Source organism: Rhizobium sp. AP16 (genome assembly GCF_000281735.1).
Classification (GTDB): Bacteria; Pseudomonadota; Alphaproteobacteria; order Rhizobiales; family Rhizobiaceae; genus Rhizobium; species Rhizobium rhizogenes.
Map to the genome: position 1 here is coordinate 1 of NZ_AJVM01000014.1, position 21,156 is coordinate 21,156.

At 59.4% G+C, this 21,156-nt stretch carries 18 protein-coding genes and 3 tRNA genes; 10 read left to right on the top strand and 11 right to left on the bottom strand.

The genetic code is table 11. The features are described from left to right. Both tuf and PMI03_RS08455 read right to left on the bottom strand, forming a co-directional pair. A partial coding sequence (gene tuf, locus PMI03_RS08450; protein ID WP_007691949.1) for an elongation factor Tu occupies window positions 1–898 on the bottom strand: 898 nt, incomplete at its 3' end. Window positions 899–1,321: 423 nt separating this feature from the next. Then, entirely contained in the window at window positions 1,322–1,741 is a 420-nt protein-coding gene (locus PMI03_RS08455) for a DUF3597 domain-containing protein (protein ID WP_007691951.1), read from the bottom strand. A gap of 328 nt (window positions 1,742–2,069) precedes the next feature. On the opposite strand from PMI03_RS08455, the gene PMI03_RS08460 reads away from it, so the two are divergent. After that, a complete protein-coding gene (locus PMI03_RS08460; RefSeq protein ID WP_007691953.1) occupies window positions 2,070–2,291 on the top strand; it encodes a hypothetical protein in 222 nt (73 codons plus the stop codon). 251 nt (window positions 2,292–2,542) lie between these two features. Here the strand turns inward: PMI03_RS08460 and PMI03_RS08465 are convergent. Next, a tRNA-Gly gene (locus tag PMI03_RS08465) sits at window positions 2,543–2,616 on the bottom strand. A gap of 24 nt (window positions 2,617–2,640) precedes the next feature. Further along, window positions 2,641–2,725: transfer RNA gene (locus tag PMI03_RS08470), tRNA-Tyr, on the bottom strand. A 197-nt stretch (window positions 2,726–2,922) separates the two neighbouring features. On the opposite strand from PMI03_RS08470, the gene rlmB reads away from it, so the two are divergent. The 3 genes from rlmB (at window position 2,923) to PMI03_RS08485 (ending at window position 5,474) form a co-directional block, all read left to right on the top strand. Beyond that, on the top strand, window positions 2,923–3,831 hold the full coding sequence (rlmB, locus tag PMI03_RS08475; RefSeq protein WP_007691954.1) for a 23S rRNA (guanosine(2251)-2'-O)-methyltransferase RlmB: 909 nt from the start codon (window positions 2,923–2,925) through the stop codon (window positions 3,829–3,831). Window positions 3,832–3,871: 40 nt separating this feature from the next. Beyond that, a complete protein-coding gene (locus tag PMI03_RS08480) occupies window positions 3,872–4,570 on the top strand; it encodes a protease inhibitor Inh/omp19 family protein (RefSeq protein WP_007691957.1) in 699 nt (232 codons plus the stop codon). A 109-nt stretch (window positions 4,571–4,679) separates the two neighbouring features. After that, the gene (locus PMI03_RS08485; RefSeq protein ID WP_007691959.1) at window positions 4,680–5,474 is read left to right on the top strand and encodes a class I SAM-dependent methyltransferase; all 795 of its coding nucleotides are present in this window, start codon (window positions 4,680–4,682) and stop codon (window positions 5,472–5,474) included. A 12-nt stretch (window positions 5,475–5,486) separates the two neighbouring features. Here PMI03_RS08485 and PMI03_RS08490 read toward each other — a convergent pair whose 3' ends face one another. The 3 genes from PMI03_RS08490 to PMI03_RS08500 form a co-directional block, all read right to left on the bottom strand. After that, window positions 5,487–5,780 carry a hypothetical protein gene (locus PMI03_RS08490; protein WP_007691961.1) on the bottom strand — a complete coding sequence of 98 codons (294 nt, stop codon included), beginning with the start codon at window positions 5,778–5,780 and terminating at the stop codon, window positions 5,487–5,489. A gap of 119 nt (window positions 5,781–5,899) precedes the next feature. Further along, complete coding sequence (locus tag PMI03_RS08495) at window positions 5,900–6,169, bottom strand: hypothetical protein (protein ID WP_007691964.1); 270 nt, start codon at window positions 6,167–6,169, stop codon at window positions 5,900–5,902. A 152-nt stretch (window positions 6,170–6,321) separates the two neighbouring features. Then, window positions 6,322–6,397, bottom strand: a tRNA-Thr gene (locus PMI03_RS08500). A gap of 171 nt (window positions 6,398–6,568) precedes the next feature. Between PMI03_RS08500 and PMI03_RS08505 the strand changes: the two genes are divergently transcribed. Beyond that, complete coding sequence (locus PMI03_RS08505) at window positions 6,569–7,342, top strand: NAD kinase (protein ID WP_007691966.1); 774 nt, start codon at window positions 6,569–6,571, stop codon at window positions 7,340–7,342. A 60-nt stretch (window positions 7,343–7,402) separates the two neighbouring features. On the opposite strand, the gene prfB is transcribed toward PMI03_RS08505, so the two are convergent. From prfB to PMI03_RS08520, 3 genes are all read right to left on the bottom strand, one after another. Beyond that, window positions 7,403–8,534 (bottom strand): peptide chain release factor 2 gene (gene prfB / locus PMI03_RS08510; RefSeq protein ID WP_110924596.1). Its coding sequence is split into 2 segments (ribosomal slippage): window positions 7,403–8,464 and window positions 8,466–8,534, totalling 1,131 coding nucleotides; the frame shifts between segments, so codons are not numbered across the junction. A gap of 126 nt (window positions 8,535–8,660) precedes the next feature. Beyond that, complete coding sequence (locus PMI03_RS08515) at window positions 8,661–11,123, bottom strand: penicillin-binding protein 1A (RefSeq protein ID WP_007691969.1); 2,463 nt, start codon at window positions 11,121–11,123, stop codon at window positions 8,661–8,663. A 262-nt stretch (window positions 11,124–11,385) separates the two neighbouring features. Continuing rightward, window positions 11,386–12,564: an N-acetylmuramoyl-L-alanine amidase gene (locus PMI03_RS08520; RefSeq protein ID WP_234711650.1), complete on the bottom strand. Its 1,179-nt coding sequence runs from the start codon at window positions 12,562–12,564 to the stop codon at window positions 11,386–11,388. Window positions 12,565–13,284: 720 nt separating this feature from the next. Between PMI03_RS08520 and PMI03_RS08525 the strand changes: the two genes are divergently transcribed. Next, entirely contained in the window at window positions 13,285–16,152 is a 2,868-nt protein-coding gene (locus PMI03_RS08525) for a ribonuclease E/G (RefSeq protein ID WP_007691973.1), read from the top strand. Between the two features lie 367 nt (window positions 16,153–16,519). Here PMI03_RS08525 and PMI03_RS08530 read toward each other — a convergent pair whose 3' ends face one another. Further along, entirely contained in the window at window positions 16,520–17,677 is a 1,158-nt protein-coding gene (locus PMI03_RS08530; protein ID WP_037220825.1) for a pyridoxal phosphate-dependent aminotransferase, read from the bottom strand. 213 nt (window positions 17,678–17,890) lie between these two features. Between PMI03_RS08530 and PMI03_RS08535 the strand changes: the two genes are divergently transcribed. The 4 genes from PMI03_RS08535 (at window position 17,891) to accC (ending at window position 21,156) form a co-directional block, all read left to right on the top strand. Further along, entirely contained in the window at window positions 17,891–18,658 is a 768-nt protein-coding gene (locus PMI03_RS08535) for a DsbA family protein (protein WP_007691975.1), read from the top strand. A 211-nt stretch (window positions 18,659–18,869) separates the two neighbouring features. Further along, window positions 18,870–19,307: a type II 3-dehydroquinate dehydratase gene (aroQ, locus tag PMI03_RS08540; RefSeq protein WP_007691976.1), complete on the top strand. Its 438-nt coding sequence runs from the start codon at window positions 18,870–18,872 to the stop codon at window positions 19,305–19,307. A 24-nt stretch (window positions 19,308–19,331) separates the two neighbouring features. Beyond that, window positions 19,332–19,799, top strand: a complete 468-nt coding sequence (gene accB, locus PMI03_RS08545; protein WP_007691977.1) for an acetyl-CoA carboxylase biotin carboxyl carrier protein — start codon at window positions 19,332–19,334, stop codon at window positions 19,797–19,799. A 4-nt stretch (window positions 19,800–19,803) separates the two neighbouring features. Further along, window positions 19,804–21,156, top strand: coding sequence for an acetyl-CoA carboxylase biotin carboxylase subunit (accC, locus tag PMI03_RS08550; protein WP_007691978.1), 1,353 nt, complete (start codon window positions 19,804–19,806; stop codon window positions 21,154–21,156).

The window sequence follows — 21,156 nt, forward strand, 5'->3', positions numbered from 1 at the left end:
TGTGCGGCTTGACAGAGCCCGGCTTGCACAGGACCTGACCACGCTCGACGTCGTCACGCTGAATACCGCGAACCAGGGCGCCGATGTTGTCGCCTGCCTGGCCCTGATCGAGCAGCTTGCGGAACATTTCAACGCCGGTAACCGTCGTCTTCTTCGTATCACGAATGCCGACGAACTCGACTTCTTCGCCAACCTTGACGATACCACGCTCGACGCGGCCCGTCACAACCGTACCACGGCCGGAGATCGAGAACACGTCTTCGACAGGCATCAGGAACGGCTGGTCGATCGGACGCTCAGGCGTCGGGATGTAGGCGTCAACAGCAGCCATCAGCTCGCGGATCGAGTCTTCGCCGATGGTCTTATTGCTGTCATTGAGTGCAGCAAGTGCAGAGCCCTTGACCACCGGGACGTCGTCGCCCGGGAAGTCGTAGGACGACAGAAGTTCGCGAACTTCCATCTCGACGAGCTCGAGAAGCTCGGCGTCGTCAACCTGGTCGACCTTGTTCAGGAACACAACGATCGCCGGAACGCCAACCTGGCGGGCGAGCAGAATGTGTTCGCGCGTCTGCGGCATCGGGCCGTCAGCAGCCGAGCAAACCAGGATCGCGCCGTCCATCTGTGCCGCACCCGTGATCATGTTCTTCACATAGTCAGCGTGGCCGGGGCAGTCGACGTGGGCGTAGTGACGAGCTGGCGTCTCATATTCAACGTGTGCCGTCGAAATCGTGATGCCGCGTGCCTTTTCTTCCGGTGCAGCGTCGATCTGGTCATACGCCTTGAACTCACCGAAGTACTTCGTGATCGCTGCCGTCAGAGACGTCTTGCCGTGGTCAACGTGGCCAATCGTGCCGATGTTAACGTGCGGCTTATTGCGCTCAAACTTACTCTTTGCCATTTGAATGCTTCCTGTGAACGTAAATGAGTGACCCCGGCGAACCGGTTTAGTGCCGCCGTTTAAGGCTTTCATCGCATTTGCGCAAGACTTAATTGCAGGCCCTGTTCTTGGTGAAGTATGGCCGATGACGGGCAGTGAGCGGCCCTCGGCACAGATTCACCGCGAAGGTTTCGCCGGCCGATCCGGAAAGACGTAAAAGCATTTGCCGGTTCAGCAGCTTAGATAGGGATGCCGAGGAAATAGTTCCAGATGCCGGCAGCGGGATTGCACCCGCGCTTATCAAGCCGATGGCGCCCCGCCAACGCAAAGCGCCCTCTCCGATAAAGGGAAAGGGCGCTGAAAGCCACGATCTCAGTGATCGCTTGTCTACAACGTAAACTTATGGCGCCGCTCCAGATGCAGCGCGCCATAAGCCTGCTGCAATCAATCGAGCAGATCGGCCGGCACCTTGCCGCCATTGTCCGAAAGCTTCTTCAGCAGTGCCTTGTGCAGGAAGATGTTCATCTTGGCGGAATCGCCCGCATCGCCGGTATAGCCCAGCTCCTGTGCGAGCTCCTTGCGTTCCGTAAGGCTCGCATCCATCCCGAGCGCCTTCATCAGATCCACGATCGAATGTTTCCAATCGAGTTTCTGACCACTCTTTTTCACGGCCGCGTCGAGGATCGAAGCGATATCCACAGGGGACGCCGATGTCGTTGAGGCCGGCGCGGTTGCAGCTGGCGTCGTCGGCGCGGAAGATGAAGGTGCCGTGCCAGTTGTGGTGGTTGGCGTTGCCGTGGGAGAAACTTCGGCAGCCTTTGCCTCTCCCCAGATTGCATTCTTGATCTTGTCGAAGATACCCATGTGCACTCCCCCTTTTCGGTTGGCTCACAAATATCTACCGCTCATTAAAATATAAGCAACCCCTCACGTCAAAGATGCATAGCTGAATATCTTATGACCTCTGAAGATTCATCAGGACCGGTTCTTGCAAGATCTGCCAGTTACGCCGGATTCATCCGCGTTAAAACCACGGCGATGGCCCTAGGGGCCGACCGCGGGATATCTGCCCTGGATACGGCAGATATCGCCCCGGGGCCACGGCAGCAAAGATCCGCATTGCGATTACTCCGCTATCGACTTTACAAACAGAACGTGCATTGATGAGACATCGACCGTTTGGAGATTTGAGATGGCATTAGCTCAACTGACAAGTGCGGACGTGAGCATTGGCACGATCTACGTAAATCCACATAATGTGGTGTACGTTGCAGCCGGACAGAAATACACCGTTCTCGCCACAACGGTGTCCAATCCAAACGGCGTGCCGCTTCTGCTGTATGTCGCTGATAGCGTCGAGCAAGTGAGGCAGAAGCTCAACATTGCCATGGGCAAAGTGCTCGCTCCCGCTTGATAGCGGCGGATACCTTCGGCACGAGCTTGATCTCATCTGGCATCACCGGATCGACGTGACCCGGGCTGGTTGTCGTTGACCGACCCGAGGCCGAGACCCTATTCGGGAATACGATCCCATCGCTCAAAACGCACAAGACCAACGCTACGACGGCGCGTGATTTGAACGGCTGTCCACTGAAGGCAGCAGCATTGTCAAAAGTCGCAGCCGACATACGACGATACGCGATATAACCAATTGATTGAAAATTCTGGAGCGGGTAGCGGGAATCGAACCCGCGTATTCAGCTTGGAAGGCTGCTGCTCTACCATTGAGCTATACCCGCGGGTGGTCAAGATCCGGTCCGGAATGGTGGAGGGAGTTGGATTTGAACCAACGTAGGCTGAGCCAACGGATTTACAGTCCGTCCCCTTTAACCACTCGGGCATCCCTCCAGTATTCCGACTGGATCTTGCGACCAAGCTTGCTAGACCGGGCGTCGCCGCTGCGATCTGCGCCGCGTATATGACCGGCCCGTTTCCGTCTGTCAACACAAGGAATTGCCAAAAATGGCGAAAAAATTTCAGCCTTGGGAAAAACCCGTGGATGAAAGAGGACTATGCGCTCCGAGGCGCTGCCGCTATAAAGCCGCATGAGCAAAGACAGAACCTCCGGCCCTTCAGGCCCAGAAAACACCGCTGACGACAAATCGGCCAAGGACACACACTACGCCACCCTGCGGCGGGCGCATCGCGACGCCAAGCGCGAGCGCGGCGAAATTCCGACACCTGTGCCGCAGAAACGCAAACGGCCCGGCGCGGACGACTGGAAGCCGCCGGCGCTCGCTCCCGATCAGGTCTATCTCTATGGCCTGCACACGGTTCGCGCGGCCCTTGCCAATCCCGAGCGGAAAAATATCAAGCTTTCGACGACGCAGAATGCGCTGGTACGGCTGGAGATCGGCCCCGTCGACGCACTCGGCATTCCCTTCGAGATCGTCTCGCCGCAGGATATCGACAAGGTGCTCGGTCCTGAAGCCATCCATCAGGGCGTGATGCTGGAAACCCGCCCCCTGCCCGTTCGCCGCCTTGAAGCGCTGAAAGACAGCCCGCTGCTGCTGGTGCTCGACCAGGTGACCGATCCGCACAATGTCGGCGCGATCATGCGCTCGGCCGTCGCGTTCGACGCCGCCGCCGTCATCACCACGCAGCGTCACAGCCCGACCGAATCAGGCGTGCTGGCGAAATCCGCCTCCGGCGCGCTGGAACTCATCCCTTATATACAGATCACCAACCTTGCCGACGCGCTCGGCGAGCTGCATCGCCTCGGCTTCGTCAGCATCGGCCTTGATTCGGAAGGACCGGCGCCGCTTGAAGGCACGTTTTCGGGCGAGAAGGTCGCTCTTGTCCTCGGTTCGGAGGGTAAGGGGCTGCGCCAGAAGACGCGGGAAACCGTGAATGCGCTGGCGCGCCTCGACATGCCGGGCGCGATCAAGTCACTCAACGTCTCGAACGCGGCCGCGATCGCGCTTTATGCGGCACGGTCCTATCTGAGAAGCTAGCGGCACGACGCTGTCGCAGCAGATTTTGGGGGAATTTGCCTTGATCCGTAGTTTTGGTCTCGCGGCGGCCTTTTCCGCCGTCATCCTCGCCGTCGGCCAACCGGCTAGCGCTGCCGATGACGAGCTTGTGCAGGCACAGGCGGGCACTTGGCTGCTAGCGCCCGAGAGCGGCGCCAAGGGCTGCCGCCTCACCTTCGAGACCGCGAAAACGGCCGGTGGCTATGCCATCAGCGGCGCGGATGCCTGCGCAACCGCCCTGCCCGCGCTTGCCAAGGCGAGCGCCTGGAATTTCACCGACGACGGCTCGCTCACCATCAGCGATGCCACGCAGAAGGTGCTGCTTCGCCTTCAGGAAGAGGAAGGCTCGCCCTGGGAAAGCGAAGGGAGTGATCCGATGTGGCTGCTGCCGGCGCTTGGCGATGTCGACCATGTGCCCACCACCGCAAGCCTGAGCGGCGTCTGGCAGGTCCGGCAGCCGGATGGCAAGGCCATGTGCGATGTCACGCTGACCAGCGAGACCGACAAGGACGGCACGCCGAAAATGTCACCAGGCGAAGACTGCCCCGCCAACATTGCCGATCTCAAACTTTCCCTTTGGGCCATGGAAGGTTTCGGGCTGGTGCTGATGGGAGGCGACGGCTCCTCACTCTCCTTCGATATGCAGCCGGACGGCAGCTTCAAGACATCCGACGAGGAAGAGGGAGAACCGATGCTGCTGGTGCGCAAGCAAGGCGGCTAAAAATCCGATACCCAGCTACGGGTTGAAATCCCCGCAATATGACTATCTAACATTAGATAAATCTAAAACTGATTGAGATAAGACATATCGCAAAACGGGCGCGGCGTGCATGATTCCATCGAATATCCGTAAATTCATCTTCCACGATTTGCGAAGTGTTGAAGGATATATCGATCCGCCCGATGCCCTTGTTTATCTGTCCATCCTGGAGCGCCAGCGCGAGCATGGATTGGAAGGCGGCGTCGCTGAAATCGGCGTATATTTCGGCCGCTCCTATTTTCTCCTGAAAAAGATCACCTCGCCGGACGACCGCGTACTCGGCATCGATCTCTTCGACATCGGCGAAATGTCGAACGGCACCTCCGAGCAATACCGCTCGTTCCTACGGAATGGCGACCGTCTTGGCCTGTCAGTCGACAAGGATCTGCTGGTCGTCGGCGATAGCGCGGAACTGTCACCGCAGGACGTATTGGACAAGGTTGGCAAGGTGCGCTTCTTCAGCATAGACGGCGGCCATACATTGGCGAATCTGGAAGCCGACTGCAGACTGGCAAAAGAGACGATCGCCGATCATGGCGTCATAGTCTTCGACGACACCTTCAATCCCGCCTGGCCGGAAGTGACCGTCGGTGTCGCCGATTTCCTGCGCAACAACGATCAGGGCTTCTCGGCCTTCTGCATGACGAAATACAAGACCTACGTCTGCCGGCGCGAATTTTACGACTTCTACCGCGCAGCAATCCTGCGGGCGCCGCATCTCAGAGCCTTCGAACGGGCTGAAACGCACTTCCTGGGATCCGACGCCATCCGCCTGCATAATCCCTTCGGCCGGCGTATTCTCTATGAACTCATGACCCGCTCAGGCATGGGCGCCCTATCGGAGCGCGCCTACCGCTGCCATTAAACAAGGTCTCGCTTAGCGAAGCACAATCGGCTGCGGATGCCAGGCCGATTGTTGCCAAAGGGATCGCTGGGTGACCGGACATCCCTCCTGCAGCTTCGACCAGGAGGTGACGTTGAGGTTCATCTCACACTGGGCAAGATAGCTCTTGCCGTCGACGGTCATGCAGGCGATCTCCCCGATGGCATGCTGTTTTCCATCGCTGTTCTTGCAGTAGCAATCCTGGCCGGCCAGTGCCGGCACACTCGCAATCATCGCGCTCACAACGAGCGGCAGTCCCAAGACGATATGCCTGAATGCCTTGTGCATGGCCATTCCCTCGTCCGCAGTCGGAAGAGAAAGTGTATGCCCATTTCAGGCATTGTAAATACGCCCACATTCGTAGCGGATTCGCGCTGCGTAGGCCGTATCGGGCTTGCGATGCCCGGTTAGTGAACCGCCGGATCGGAATCGTCAAAGAACGTCTTGATGCCGTCGCGGGCGACCGTCGCCAGGAACTCGTCAAACGCCTCGCGATCGGTCGCAAAAGGCTCTTCCCATTCGATCAGGTCTTCATCAGGCGTGATCACTTCCATCCGCCAGTCCTGCTGGGTGCCCGCCGGACGGAAGATATCCACGAGCACGGTCATCCCGTCCTCGGTGAATTCGCCTGAGAGTTCGGAATGTTCAAGTTTGGGCTTCTTGGGCTTACCGGTCATATTTTTTCACACCTAGCAAAAAATAGAATCGCATGTCGGCGATCATCATGAATACCCAAAGGATGACATTTCCAATCATGCCGGCGCAAATGCCTTCTCGCGCTGGGCGATCTGGCAGCCAACTCATGAGATGTTTCGTCACTGGGAAAATGTGGTGCCCCCGCCAGGGTTCGAACCCGGGACCCCCTGATTACAAATCAGGTGCTCTACCAACTGAGCTACAAGGGCACAACGGCATGCCAAGTAGCAGATTTTGATCTCCTGTAAAGAGGAAAATCGGCTCTTCCGCCTCGATCCGGCAGATCGGCCATCCCCTTGTGGATTCACCAGTCTTTGCAAAACGTCTTGTCGCATAGGGGGAATATCATTTACCTAGTATGACCGTTTAAAGGACGTTGCATGTCACGCGCTTTTCAATCTGTTTGTTTTCTCGCCTCGACCGCGCCGGAAGCCCAGGCCGCACAAGAGGAGCTGATTCGCCTCTATGGCCAGACGCCGCAGGCGAATGCCGATATTGTCGTGGCGCTCGGCGGCGATGGCTTCATGCTGCAGACGCTGCACACGACGATGAACTCCGGCAAGCGTGTCTATGGCATGAATCGCGGCTCCATCGGTTTCCTGATGAACGATTATCGCACGGAAAACCTGCTGGAGCGCATTGAGGCCGCGGTCGAGAACGCTTTTCATCCGCTGCAAATGACCACGCGCAATGCGGATGGCAGCAGCTGCGTCGCGCTCGCCATCAACGAGGTGTCGCTGTTTCGCCAGTCCTATCAGACCGCAAAGCTGAAGGTCGAGATCGACGGCCGCGTCCGCCTGCCGGAATTGATCTGCGACGGGCTGATGGTGACGACGCCGGCCGGTTCCACCGCCTATAATCTGTCCGCCCATGGCCCGATCCTGCCCCTGGAAGCGCCGCTGCTCGCCATGACGCCGGTCAGCGCCTTCCGCCCCCGCCGCTGGCGCGGTGCCCTCCTGCCGAACAAGGTAACGGTCGATATCACCGTGCTCGAAGCGGAAAAGCGCCCGGTCAACGCCGCCGCCGATAATACCGAGGTCAAATCGGTCGTCGGCGTTCGGATCACCCAGAGCGAAGACACGACGGCGCGCATCCTGTCCGATCCGGACAGGTCATGGTCCGACAGGATCCTGGCGGAACAGTTTTCGGGTTGAGGATTGCTATAAAAAAAGCCCCGTCTCCGGGGCTTTTCTTTGATCAAACAAATCCTGATCTCAATCCACGTCGTCGACGACGGCATCGGCTGCGCCGCTGATGCGGTGGGCAAGCGCTGCTTCCATGAACTCGTTGAGATCGCCGTCGAGGACGTCGTCCGGAGCGGTGCTGGTGACGCCGGTGCGCAGGTCCTTGACGAGCTGGTAAGGCTGCAGGACGTAGGAGCGGATCTGGTGGCCCCAACCGATATCGGTCTTCGACGCGGCTTCGGCGTTGGCCGCCTCTTCCCGCTTCATCAACTCCGCTTCATACATGCGGGCGCGCAGCATGTCCCACGCCTTGGCGCGGTTCTTGTGCTGCGAGCGTTCCTGCTGGCACTGCACGACGATGCCGGTCGGGATGTGCGTGATACGCACGGCCGAATCGGTCGTATTGACGTGCTGGCCGCCGGCGCCGGACGAACGATAGGTATCGATGCGGCAGTCGCCTTCATTGATATCGATCTGGATCGAGTCGTCGACAACGGGATAGATCCAGATCGACGAGAAGGACGTGTGACGGCGCGCGTTGCTGTCATAGGGCGAGATACGCACCAGGCGATGAACGCCCGATTCGGTCTTCAGCCAGCCATAGGCATTGTGGCCCTTGACCAGAAGCGTCGCGGACTTGATGCCGGCTTCTTCGCCGTCATGAACTTCCAGAAGCTCCACCTTGAAACGCTGGCGCTCGGCCCAGCGTGTGTACATGCGCAGCAGCATGTTCGCCCAGTCCTGGCTCTCGGTGCCGCCAGCGCCGGAATGGACTTCGACGTAAGTGTCGTTGCTGTCGGCTTCGCCTGACAGCATGGCTTCCACCTGCCGCCGCGCAGCCTCGGTCTTCAGCGCCTTCAGTGCCTCTTCGGCCTCGCGGACGACGTCGGCATCGCCCTCTTCTTCGCCAAGCTCGATCAGCTCGACATTGTCGGCAACCTGCTGCTCAAGCGCGCGCACACCGCTGATGCCATCGTCAAGCTGCTGACGCTCGCGCATCAGCTTCTGTGCTTCGGTGGCATCGTTCCAGAGGTTCGGATCCTCTGACTTATTGTTCAACCAGTCCAGTCGTCTTACCGCTTGATCCCAGTCAAAGATGCCTCCTCAGCAGGCTTATGGCCTGCTTGGTTTCGTCGACAATTTTCTCGATTTCCGCTCGCATGTTCCTGCTTCTTTATTCGGCTGTTCGATGTGAACCGCTGTTCAATTCAAAGAGTGCTGGTGACATAGATACACATGCCGCGGCTGTAAAGCCCCGCGGCATGTTCATTAAACAAATCCGATGGGATCAGAAGAGGCCGCCAGAACCTGATGTGACCGCCTGGTTGGCCTGCGGCGAGGTTCTGAGAATCTCCTCGGGCGCAACCTGTGCCGAAGCATCGCCGCCGCCAATGACCGTGAAGGTCGTGGCCGGGCCGGTGCCGGGCTTGAAGGCTTCCATGATGGCGTTCGGATCGCCGGGCTGAGCGGCCATGCCGGTTCCTCGATTGACCGCCGTGATCGTCATGCCCGCCGGAACCTGGAACTTCTGCGGCGGCTGGCCCTGGGTGGCGGCCTGCATGAATTCGTTGAAGATCGGCGCGGCGAGCGAGCCGCCGGTACCGCCGCGGCCGAGCGTGCTCGGCGTATCGTAGCCGATATAGAGGCCTGCAACGAGGCTCGGCGTGTAGCCGACAAACCAGGCGTCCTTCTCGTCATTGGTCGTACCGGTCTTGCCGGCGACATCGGTGTTCAGCTTGATCTTGCCGGCAGCTGTGCCGCGAAGGATCACGCCCTGCATCATCGACGTGACCTGATAGGCCGTCATCGGATCGAGCACCTGTTCGCGATTGTCGGCGATCACGGGCTCGTCCTGGTTTTTCCATTCGCTGACATTGCAGGCTTCGCAGACGCGCTCTTCATGCTTGAAGATGGTGGCGCCATAGCGGTCCTGAATGCGGTCAATCAATGTCGGCTTGATCTGCTTGCCGCCATTGGCAATGACCGAATAGGCCGAAACCATGCGCAGCACCGTCGTTTCTCCAGCGCCGAGCGACATGGCAAGCACCGGATTCATACGGTCGTAGATGCCGAAGCGATTGGCGTACTCGGCAACCAGCGGCATGCCCATATCGGCGGCGAGGCGCACGGTCATCAGGTTGCGCGAATGCTCAATGGCAAAGCGAAGCGTATGGGCACCACCGCCCTCGCCTTCATAGTTCGTCGGTTTCCAAACGTCGCCATTGCTGAGGGTGATCTGCAAGGGGTCATCGAGAATGACCGAAGCCGGCGTGTAGCCATTGTCCATAGCCGCGGCATAGACGAAGGGCTTGAAGGACGAGCCGGGCTGGCGCTTGGCCTGGGTGGCGCGGTTGAATTCGGATTGCGAATAGGAGAAGCCGCCGACCATAGCGAGCACGCGGCCGGTATGCGGATCCATCGCGACGAGGCCACCCTGCACTTTCGGCGGCTGGCGCAGGCGATAGGTGCTGGAATCCGCGCCGCCGGTCTTCTGGGCGAAGATCACATCGCCGGGGCTCAGCACGCCGCTCGGCGATTTCGCCGTCTTGCCGCCCGCCAGGCGAAACGCCCAACGCATATCGGCGGCAGCTATGACACCACGCTTGCGCTCGGTCGCAACCCTGCCGGCGGCATCGACGCTCGGCTGCAAGCCGATATCCACCGCCTGGTCGGATACGGAAAGCACCACGGCAAGCTGCCACTCCGGAACGTCATTCAACGTCGGAATCTTGGCAAGCTCCGGACCCCAGTCCTGCGACGTGGCGATCTGCTTGATCGGGCCATGGAAACCACGGCGCTCGTCATAGTCAATGAGGCCGTCCTGAAGCGCCTTGCGCGCTTCGAGCTGCAATTGCGGATCAAACGAGGTGCGGACGGAAAGGCCGCCCTCATAAAGAGCCTTCTCTCCGTATTGGTCGATCAACTGGCGGCGAACTTCCTCGGCAAAGAAATCCGAGGCGGCAAGCGACGGCCCATTCTTCGGCGGCACGACGCCGAGGGACTGCTTCTTGGCCTCTTCCCCATCGCTCTGGCTGACATAGCCATTCTCGACCATGCGGTCGATCACCCAGTTGCGGCGGGTCATCGCAGCTTCGGGATGGCGGAAAGGATTGTAATTGGCCGGCCCCTTGGGCAGCGAGGCGAGATAGGCCGAATCGGCAATGGTCAGTTCGTTGACCGACTTGTCGAAATAAGTGAGCGCGGCACCGGCGATACCGTAGGAATTCAGGCCAAAATAGATCTCGTTGAGATAGAGCTCGAGGATCTTGTCCTTGCTGTAGGCCTGCTCGATGCGGAAGGACAGGATCGCTTCCTTGATCTTGCGGTCGAAAGTCTGGTCGGCCGAAAGCAGGAAGTTCTTGGCAACCTGCTGCGTGATGGTCGACGCGCCGACAAAGCGGCGGCCGGAACCGATATTCTGCAGGTTGACGGCAACGGCGCGCAGCAAACCACCGACATCGACGCCGGGATGATTGTAGAAATTCTTGTCTTCAGCCGAGAGGAAAGCAGCCTTGAGGCGGTCGGGAATGGCTTGAATCGGGATAAACAGCCGATTTTCCCGCGAATATTCCTTCATCAGCGCGCCGTTGCCGGCGTGGATGCGCGTCGTTACCGGCGGCGCGTACTTCGCCAGGACCTCGTAGTCCGGCAGATCCTTGGAGACGACGCTCAGATAAATGGCCGCCGCAGCCGCAACACCCAGGAACAGGATGCAGCCCAGTCCAAAGAAATATCCTATCAGTCTGACCATATGATGCTACCGGTGCTTCTTCTTCATGCGGCACATATACGAAACCATCGCATATTTACGGGCGTTTTGCACGCTGACGGTGTTAATGCAAGACGGCAACAACACAAAGCCGTGCATGCCGTCCGTGGGCTAACGATACTTCGCTGTAACGGCGGGAATGTGAGCAAAATAGGGCTCCTGCCGGTATTTGCCATTTCATCCCGGCCTATTAGCAGCGGCTGTTACATGGAAGACACGAACCGCGCCCGCCGTCCATACCCTTTTAACCGCCATTCGCAACGATCGAAGCGCGATATTGTTTGACCGCATTGGTCAACTGACCCACCAGCTTCTGCCGCCAATCGGGATCGAGCAGCAGCTTCTCGTCGTCCTTGTTCGACAGGAAACCCAGTTCGAGCAGAATGGAAGGCACGTCCGGCGCCTGCAATACGCGGAATCCGGCGTGACGATGCGGATTGTTGATCATGGCGATCTGGCCGTTGAAGGAGGTCAGCACATCCTGCGCCAGGGATATGGAAAAAGCCTGCGTCTCTCGCCGGGTCAGATCCATGAGGATATCAGCGACGGCGGCGGGCTGGGTCTGTGTCTCGGCGCCGGCGAGCTGATCGGAATTGTTCTCGCGGTCGGCCACTTCGCTGGCGAGCTTGTCGGACGCCTTGTCGGAGATGGTGTAGACCGTCGCGCCGCGAATATCCTTCTGTTTCAACGTATCGGCATGCAAGGATATAAAGAGCGAGGCGTGGTTTTGCCGGGCGATGGTCACCCGTTGCGACAGCGACAGATATTCATCCTTGTCGCGCGTGAGGAACGCCTTGATGCCGGGCTGGGCATTCAGCCTGTCAGCCAGAAGCTTGGCGTAGGCGAGCGTGATTTCCTTTTCCTGCGTGACACCATCGCTGGCGGTCGCGCCAGTGTCGATACCGCCATGGCCCGCATCGACGGCCACGAGGAAGACGCTCGGATCAGGCTTTTCCATTGGAACCACCGGGCCGACATCCTTGGCGGTATCATCATTGGTCCAGCTCTGCTGCTTGACGAGTTCCGCGAATTGGCCGGCCGGCAGCATTTCCGCATCGAGTACAAGACGATGCCCCTTGCCATTTTCGTCGGGCTGCACCTTGGCCATCACCAGCTTTACGGGTTTGGTTGCCGTCAGCACGATGCGGGCGCTGTCCTGATCCATGGTGCCGTAGCGGATATCCTTGAAGAGACCGACCGGCTTCAGGTCGGCAGCCGGAAAGCCAAAGGCGGTTGCCGGAAGATCGATGACGACGCGCACGGGGTTGTCGAGATAGTGCACGGAAAAGCTTGGCTCGCGGTCCATGTCGATGACGATGCGGCTGCGAGCATCATCTCCGGCAATGCGGGCACCATAGGCAAGCACAGGATCGGCAGCGGCCTTAGCCGCCGCAAGCGGCGAAACGACTGAAAGAGCCGTCACAGCGAAAGCCGCTAATGCAATTCGCAAGGCCCTCAAGCCACTCTCCGCTGCATGCCGCTATCCCTTTAACAACTGTCCGTCGCGCCCCATATTGATTCCGACGTTGTTTTTGAAGTCCCAAAACGACGCGAAAGCCATCGGTGGCGCGATATTTGTGATGTGACGCGCGCCGGTTGAGGAATCGGAAACGCAGTCTCCGCACCTTCATCATCCGACGAATCCATCAATATTATGGCATACTTGGCTTTCCCCTTGCTATTGTGACAGATAAAACATACAACGCATATTAGGGTATAAGTGTTGACGGGATAGAGTCGCCGCAAAGGCAGCCGCCTTAGAGTACTAGGCGCCATCCGCGGCCGTCATCCGCCGTCTCCAGTGCTTCTACCCCCATACTGGATATCTGGGTTTCCGGTTTTGCGCGGGAAACTCATCGGTGGATAGCCACCAAACGCTCTTTAGAGAGCACATTCATCGGACCCGATTGTGGGTCTAAGGCATTGTCGATCTCGCTTGGTTACGGATGTTACCGCAGCAGCTTTCTCAAGAAGTGAACAGACCCCGGGGAACTAACGTCCCGGCTGCTGTCTGGCTGTTGTCATCGCAAAACAACCAATCGCGACTTTCATTATCCGGTGCAGCAGTGGTGGATTGCATCCAGCCTGTCTCAATGACAGGCCGGACCCTTTCCGCATGCCGGCGCCGAGGAGCACAACTTTCATGGCAGACAAAATGCTTATCGACGCGTCTCACGAGGAAGAGACGCGCGTTGTTGTCGTTCGCGGGAACCGCATAGAAGAATTTGACTTCGAGTCGCAGCACAAGAAGCAAATCCGCGGCAACATCTATCTCGCCAAGGTAACCAGGGTAGAACCCTCGCTACAGGCTGCTTTCGTGGATTACGGCGGCAACCGGCACGGCTTCCTGGCCTTTGCCGAAATCCATCCCGACTATTACCAGATCCCGCTCGCCGACCGGCAGGCGCTCTTGAGGGCGGAAGCCGAAGAGCATCGCCGCGACGACGACGTCGAGCACGTCGAAACGGCGCTCGATCTTTCGCAGCAGGACCAGCCGGATATCGGCATCGTTGAGAAGGATGAAGCCCCAGCCGCCATCGCGGAAGAAGCCCCTGCCCTCGAGGCAACTGCTCCTGCCGAAGAAGCGGAAGCTCCGGTCAAGAAGGCCAAGCCGCGCCGCAGCCGCAAGAAAGTGGTCGCGGAAACTCCTGCCGACGACGCGCCCGTTGCCGAGGCAAAGGTCGATGCTCCCGGCGAAGACGAGGAAGGCCCCTCCGGCGAAATGGCCGCGATGGTCGAAACCGACTCGATCTCCGAAGATGTCGACGTTTCCAAGCGCCGTCATGATGATGACGACGATGATGATCACGACCATGAAGAGGAAGTGATCGAATCCGTCGGCGCCGAAGACGCGATGGAAGAGGTTCCGGACCGTGTGCAGCGCAAGCCGCGCAAGCAGTATCGCATCCAGGAAGTCATCAAGCGCCGGCAGATCCTGCTGGTGCAGGTTGCCAAGGAAGAGCGTGGCAACAAGGGTGCGGCTCTCACCACCTATCTGTCGCTTGCCGGCCGCTATTCGGTTCTGATGCCGAACACGGCGCGCGGCGGCGGCATTTCCCGCAAGATCACCAATCCGCAGGACCGCAAGCGCCTCAAGGAAATCGCAAAGATGCTCGAAGTGCCGTTGGGCATGGGCGTCATCCTGCGTACCGCTGGCGCTAACCGCACCAAGGTCGAAGTCAAGCGCGACTTCGAATATCTGATGCGCCTGTGGGAAAACGTCCGTACGTTGACGCTCGCTTCGACCGCTCCCTGCCTCGTCTATGAAGAAGGCAGCCTGATCAAGCGCTCGATCCGCGACCTCTACAACAAGGACATCAGCGAAGTCATCGTCTCCGGCGAGGAAGGCTACCGTGAAGCAAAAGACTTCATGAAGATGCTGATGCCGAGCCATGCCAAGGTGGTTCAGCCCTATCGCGACATCCACCCGATCTTCTCCCGCTCCGGCATCGAGGCGCAGCTTGACCGCATGCTGCAGCCGCAGGTCACGCTGAAGTCCGGCGGTTACCTGATCATGAACCAGACGGAAGCGCTGGTTTCGATCGACGTCAACTCCGGCCGCTCGACCCGCGAACATTCGATCGAGGATACGGCGCTTCAGACCAACCTCGAAGCCGCCGATGAAGTGGCTCGCCAGCTTCGCCTGCGCGACCTTGCAGGCCTGATCGTCATCGACTTCATCGACATGGAAGAGAAGCGCAACAACCGCGCTGTCGAGAAGAAGCTGAAGGAATGCCTGAAGAACGACCGCGCCCGCATCCAGGTCGGCCGCATCTCGCATTTCGGTCTTCTGGAAATGTCGCGCCAGCGTATCCGTGCATCGGTTCTGGAAAGCACCACGCAGGTCTGCTCGCATTGCGGCGGCTCCGGCCATGTGCGCTCGCAGTCCTCGGTCGCGCTGCATGTTCTGCGCGGGATCGAAGAGTATCTGCTCAAGAACACGACGCACGACATCACCGTCCGCACGACGCCTGAAATCGCGCTTTACCTGCTCAACCACAAGCGTCAGACGATCGTCGATTATGAGAGCCGCTTCGGCGTTGCCATCATCATCGGCGCAGACAATGCCGTCGGTGCACAGCATTTCGCGATCGATCGCGGCGAGCCGGTGGAAAATCCGGTGAAGATCGAAACCCTGTTCAACTTCGCCGCCATTCCGGAGGATGATGACGACGATATCGTCATCGAGGCCGATGAGGACGAAGACGAAGAACTGGAAGAAAAGGCAGCCAGCGTCGAGCAGGCGCCCGTTGCCCGGTCTTCCGAGACCAATGACGGCAACCGCAAGCGCAAGCGCCGCCGCCGTCGTCGCGGTGGTCGCGGCAACGAAGTCCAGACAGCCTCCCAGCCCGGAGACACCTCCGCCGAAGACGGCGATGAGGATGGAGATGAAGGCGACGAGGACGATAACAACGAGAACAGTGAAGTCTCGGCCGTTTCCGGCAGCGACGAAGACGCTCAGCAGAAGCGCAAGCGCCGCCGCCGTGGCAAGCGTGGTGGTCGCCGCAATCGTGATGGCGAAGGCGAAGGCAATGAATTGGCTGCCGGCGAAGAATCCGGTTCCGACGAAGGCGCTGACGGTGAGGATGATGGCGAAAACGACGTCGCTGTGACAGTCGCCGAAGGCGAAGCTGCCGTCGAAAGCCAGCCGGCCATGGCCGCTGTCGAAACGGCATCCACCGTCACCGAAGACGTAAAGCCCGCCAAGAGCCGCAGCCGTCGCAAGCCGAAGGCGGAAGCATCGCCTGTTGAAGCTCCAGTTGTCGAAGCCGCACCTGTCGCTGACGCCGAAGCTGAAACGGTTACCGAAATCGCAGTCGCTCTCGACACCCCGGCCGAACCGGTCGTAGCCGCGGAACCAGAAGCGGCCAAACCGGCACGTGCCAACCGCGAATCGAACGTCTCGTCCTCCTCCGAGCCGGTGGTCAAGTCCACCCGCACCAACGAGGGCACCGATAGCGACGGCAAGCCGAAGAAGGCTGGCTGGTGGCAGCGCCGCGGCTTCTTCTGAACGCTGCTGTTCGGAACGAATTAAAAAAACCGGCCGTGGTGACACGGCCGGTTTTTTGTTTTGAAAGACTGTAAGAACGTCACGACAGGCCATTTTCCCAAACCCACCCTCGCTCTTCGACAGGCTCAGAGTGAGGGTTAGTCTTTCAAGCTGAGGGCGACGGGCTAACCTTCAAGCTCAGGTGACTGCTGATCTTCAAGCTTGGAAATGGAGCTCTTTTGGACAAGCCAGAACACTCTCCCAGCCTCACCCTGAACTTATCGAAGGGCGATGCGGCCCGATTGGCGGGCCTTCCGCTCCTCACGGTTTGATTCAAGAGCTTCCTGAAATACCTTCAGAACCCATCGCAAGTGACTGATATAGGATTCTATTTCAGCCAGGCCGCCATGCGTTCCACGGCTTCCTCGATCTCCGCATTCGAGCCGGCATAGGATAGGCGCATCGCACGGTGTCCCTCGATCGGATCGAAATCGAGGCCGGGCGTGGCGGCGACGTTGATGTCTGCCAGCATCTTGCGGGCAAAGGCCATGCTGTCGTTGGTAAACCTGGTCACGTCGACATAGGCGTAGAAGGCGCCATCCATCGGCGAGGCGATGGAGAAGCCAATTTCGGGCAGGCGCTGCGTCAGGAAATCGCGGTTGCGGCGATAGCTTTCGCGATAGGTGTCCAGCTCGGCCCCTGCCCCGAGCGCTGCCGTGGCAGCAATCTGCGACAGTTCCGGCGCCGAGATGTAAAGGCTTTGGGCGACGCGCTCGACGGGTCGCACCAGCCGCTCCGGCAGCACCATCCAGCCGATGCGCCAGCCGGTCATGCAATAGTATTTCGAAAAGGAATTGATGACGATCGCCTCGTCGGTCAGTTCCAGCGCGCTCGTCTCCTCGCCGACGAAGGTCAGGCCGTGATAGATCTCGTCGGAGATGAATGCGATCGAGCGATCGGCGCAATAATCGGCAAGCGCCTTCAGCGCCGCCCTGCCCGTCACCGTACCGGTCGGGTTGGCGGGGCTTGCGAGCAGCACGCCCTTCAGCCGCTTGCCGCTGGCCACCTGCGCCGCCTCCAGGCTCTCCGGCGTCAGCGTGAATTGCGTCTCGGCCGTGACAGGCACCTCGACGACATCGAGCCCGAGGGCGGCAAGGATGTTGCGATAGGCCGGATAGCCGGGTCGGGCGATTGCCACACTGTCGCCGGGATCGAACAGCGTCAGGAATGCGAGATTGAAGCCGGCCGAGGAACCGGTGGTAATGGCGATCCGCGCGGGATCGATCTCCAGCCCATGCCGCGTCCGGTAATGGCCGGCGAGCGCCTGCTTCAGCGCGAGCGTGCCGAGCGCATCGGTATAGCCGATGCGGCCATGATCGAGCGCCGTGCGTGCCGCCTCAAGCGCTGCGCGAGGTGTAGGATGCGACGGCTGGCCGACGGCCATGGAGATGACCGCGTGCCCCGCCTGCCGGCGTCGCGTCGCCTCCGCCAGCACGTCCATGGCATGGAAGGGTTCGACATCGCTGCGTTTGGATAGGGAAAACAAGGTCAATTCTCTCTTCATATCGGATTGGCGTGTGACAATTGCCGCAATATCGGCCTGTTCACAATCCCGCGATTGCGGCTTCGCCGTGAAAATTCCTGTTTCTGGAAATAAGCATGCACCGTAAATTGCCGATACCTATTTGCAGACTTTAACCTGCCGGTGCTATGTCGCACGCGACGATGAAGTCTTAGCATCGACTCTAACGAGGACCCAATGACCCTTTTTTCGAAAACCCTGCTGACGGTTTCGGCGGTCGCCATTGCCGCATCGCTCGCCTTCGTCCAGCCCGCCGCCGCGCTGGATGATCAGCAGAAGAAGGAGTTCGGGGAATTCATCAAGGAGTATCTCGTCGAGCACCCGGAAGTCCTGCTGGATGCACAGGCGGCGCTTGAGAAGAAACAGGAGGCAGCGCGCCTCGCCCAGTCGAGCCAGGCAGTCACCCAGAACAAGGACGCCATCTTCAACTCCAAGAACGATGTCTCGATCGGCAATCCGAAGGGCGACATCACCGTCGTCGAGTTCTTCGACTATAATTGCACCTATTGCCGCCACGCGCTTGGCGACATGGATACCCTGCTGAAGCAGGACACGAACGTGCGCTTCGTGCTGAAGGAATTCCCGATCCTCGGACCGGATTCCGTTGCGGCATCAAGGGTCTCCGATGCTTTCCGAAAGCTCGCGCCTGAGAAATATGCCGCATTCCATCGCGCCCTGCTGGGCAGCGACGGCCGAGCATCGGAAGACAGCGCCATTGAAGTCGCGGGTTCGCTCGGCGTCAACGAGTCAGCGATCCGCGCCGAGATGGCCAAGAGCCCGAACACCGATTCGGTCAAGGCCACCTACCAGCTCGCCACCGATCTCAACGTCACCGGTACGCCGGCCTATGTCATCGGCAACGAGACGATCTCGGGCGCCATTGGCCTGGAGGCCATCCAGCAGAAGATTGCCAATGTCCGCAGTTGCGGCAAGACCACCTGCTGAACCAATTGGCCTGACCATCCCGAGCGACCTCAGGCAGGCAGCATGCTGAAGGACGCTCGGGCCTTCACGAAACCGAACCGCTTCCGAATTGAGCGCAAAATCGCCAAAATCGGGGCGTTTCCACATCAGACATGCACACCCTCTTATCTGGGGGCTTTCCTCTAGGCCCTCGGGAGTCTATAGGTTGCGCTGCACTTTGACGGAACCTCTGATGGCGCAAACCATTTTCGTCCTGAACGGACCCAATTTGAATGCCCTTGGCAAGCGCGAGCCGGGCATCTATGGCGGCAAGACACTCAAGGATATCGAAGCCGATTGTAAGTCCGTGGGCGAAAGTCTGGGCTTCGTCATCGATTTCCGCCAAAGTAATCATGAGGGCGTGCTGGTCGATTGGATGCACGAAGCCGGCGACACTGCCGTCGGCGTCGCGATCAATCCTGGAGCCTACGGCCATACGTCGATCGCGCTTCATGATGCAATCCGAGCCATCTCGGTTCCAGTGGTGGAGGTTCATATTTCCAACATCCACGCACGCGAAGAATTCCGGCACAAATCGATGATCGCGCCCGCCGCCAAGGGCATGATCTGCGGTTTCGGGCCTCACAGTTACATCCTGGCGCTGCACGCGCTGAAATCCATCACACAATGACAAGAATTACAGGGCACAAGATCCATGGCTGAAAAGAAAACGGGTATCGACCAGGCGCTGATCCGCGACCTCGCCAATATTCTCAACGAAACCGATCTGACCGAGATCGAAGTCGAGCAGGAAGATCTGCGTATCCGCGTTTCCCGCGCTGGCACGACGCAGTATGTTCAGGCGCCGATCGCAGCCCCGGCCTATGCCGCAGCGGCTCCTGCTGCCGCCCCCGCAGCCGCCGCTCCGGCTGGTAAGGTGCGCAATCCTGATAGCGTCATCAGCGCTCCGATGGTCGGTACAGTCTATCTGGCGTCCGCGCCGGGTGCCGCCGCCTTCATCCAGGTCGGCTCCGTCGTCAAGGAAGGCCAGACGCTGCTCATCATCGAAGCGATGAAGACGATGAACCAGATCCCCGCGCCGAAGTCCGGAACCGTGACCGAAATCCTCATCAAGGATGGAAGCCCGGTCGAATACGGCGAAGCCCTGGTGGTCATCGAGTAAGCCCATGCCCATGATTTCGAAGATACTCATAGCCAATCGCGGAGAGATCGCCCTTCGGGTGCTACGCGCCTGCAAGGAGCTTGGCATCGCGACCGTTGCCGTGCACTCGACAGCCGACGCCGACGCGATGCATGTGCGTCTGGCGGATGAAAGCGTATGCATCGGCCCGCCGCCGTCACGCGAAAGCTATCTCAACATCCATCAGATCGTTGCCGCCTGTGAGATCACCGGCGCCGACGCCGTGCATCCGGGCTATGGGTTCCTGTCGGAGAACGCCAAGTTCGCCGACATCCTCGATGCACATGGGATCACCTTCATCGGCCCGACGGCGGACCATATCCGCATCATGGGCGACAAGATCACCGCCAAGACGACCGCGCAGCAGCTCGGTATTCCCGTCGTTCCGGGTTCGGACGGCGAAGTGAAGACCGAAGAGGAAGCGCTGAAGACGGCCAAGGAAATCGGCTATCCCGTGCTGATCAAAGCGACCGCCGGCGGTGGTGGTCGCGGCATGAAGGTTGCCCGCACGGAAGCGGACGTTCTCGAAGCCTGGTCGACGGCACGTACCGAGGCGGCTGCCGCCTTCGGCAACGAATCCGTCTACATGGAAAAATACCTCGGCAAGCCGCGCCACATCGAAATCCAGGTGTTTGGCGACGGCGAAGGCAATGCCATCCATCTCGGCGAACGCGACTGCTCGCTGCAGCGCCGTCACCAGAAGGTTTGGGAAGAAGCCAATTCACCGGCGCTCAACGTCGAGCAGCGCATGAAGATCGGCCAGATCTGCGCCGACGCCATGATGAAGCTGAAGTATCGCGGCGCCGGCACGATCGAATTCCTCTACGAAAATGGCGAGTTCTATTTCATCGAAATGAACACCCGCCTGCAGGTGGAGCATCCGGTCACGGAAGCGATCACCGGCATCGATCTCGTGCACGAACAGATCCGCGTCGCCTCCGGCGGTGGTCTGTCGGTGACGCAGGACGAAGTGCATTTCCATGGTCATGCCATCGAATGCCGCATCAATGCCGAGGACGCGCGCACCTTCGTACCCTCCCCCGGCACGATCACGCATTTCCATGCCCCCGGCGGCCTTGGCGTGCGTATCGATTCCGGTGCCTATCAGGGCTACAAGATTCCGCCCTACTACGACAGCCTCATCGGCAAGCTGATCGTGCACGGCCGCACCCGCGTCGAATGCATGATGCGCCTGCGCCGCGCGCTGGATGAATTCGTGGTCGATGGCATCAAGACCACCCTGCCGCTGTTCCAGGATCTGGTTTCCAATCAGGATATCGCTAATGGCGATTACGATATCCATTGGCTGGAAGACTACCTGGCGAAGACCTCGGTCTAA

Coding starts and splice junctions, on each gene's coding strand:
- PMI03_RS08460 (WP_007691953.1), top strand. CDS start 2,070: ATGGCATTAGCTCAACTGACAAGTGCGGACGTGAGCATTGGCACGATC.
- PMI03_RS08495 (WP_007691964.1), bottom strand. CDS start 6,169: ATGACCGGTAAGCCCAAGAAGCCCAAACTTGAACATTCCGAACTCTCA.
- PMI03_RS08490 (WP_007691961.1), bottom strand. CDS start 5,780: ATGCACAAGGCATTCAGGCATATCGTCTTGGGACTGCCGCTCGTTGTG.
- PMI03_RS08455 (WP_007691951.1), bottom strand. CDS start 1,741: ATGGGTATCTTCGACAAGATCAAGAATGCAATCTGGGGAGAGGCAAAG.
- rlmB (WP_007691954.1), top strand. CDS start 2,923: ATGAGCAAAGACAGAACCTCCGGCCCTTCAGGCCCAGAAAACACCGCT.
- PMI03_RS08525 (WP_007691973.1), top strand. CDS start 13,285: ATGGCAGACAAAATGCTTATCGACGCGTCTCACGAGGAAGAGACGCGC.
- aroQ (WP_007691976.1), top strand. CDS start 18,870: ATGGCGCAAACCATTTTCGTCCTGAACGGACCCAATTTGAATGCCCTT.
- accC (WP_007691978.1), top strand. CDS start 19,804: ATGCCCATGATTTCGAAGATACTCATAGCCAATCGCGGAGAGATCGCC.
- PMI03_RS08485 (WP_007691959.1), top strand. CDS start 4,680: ATGATTCCATCGAATATCCGTAAATTCATCTTCCACGATTTGCGAAGT.
- accB (WP_007691977.1), top strand. CDS start 19,332: ATGGCTGAAAAGAAAACGGGTATCGACCAGGCGCTGATCCGCGACCTC.
- PMI03_RS08505 (WP_007691966.1), top strand. CDS start 6,569: ATGTCACGCGCTTTTCAATCTGTTTGTTTTCTCGCCTCGACCGCGCCG.
- PMI03_RS08535 (WP_007691975.1), top strand. CDS start 17,891: ATGACCCTTTTTTCGAAAACCCTGCTGACGGTTTCGGCGGTCGCCATT.
- PMI03_RS08515 (WP_007691969.1), bottom strand. CDS start 11,123: ATGGTCAGACTGATAGGATATTTCTTTGGACTGGGCTGCATCCTGTTC.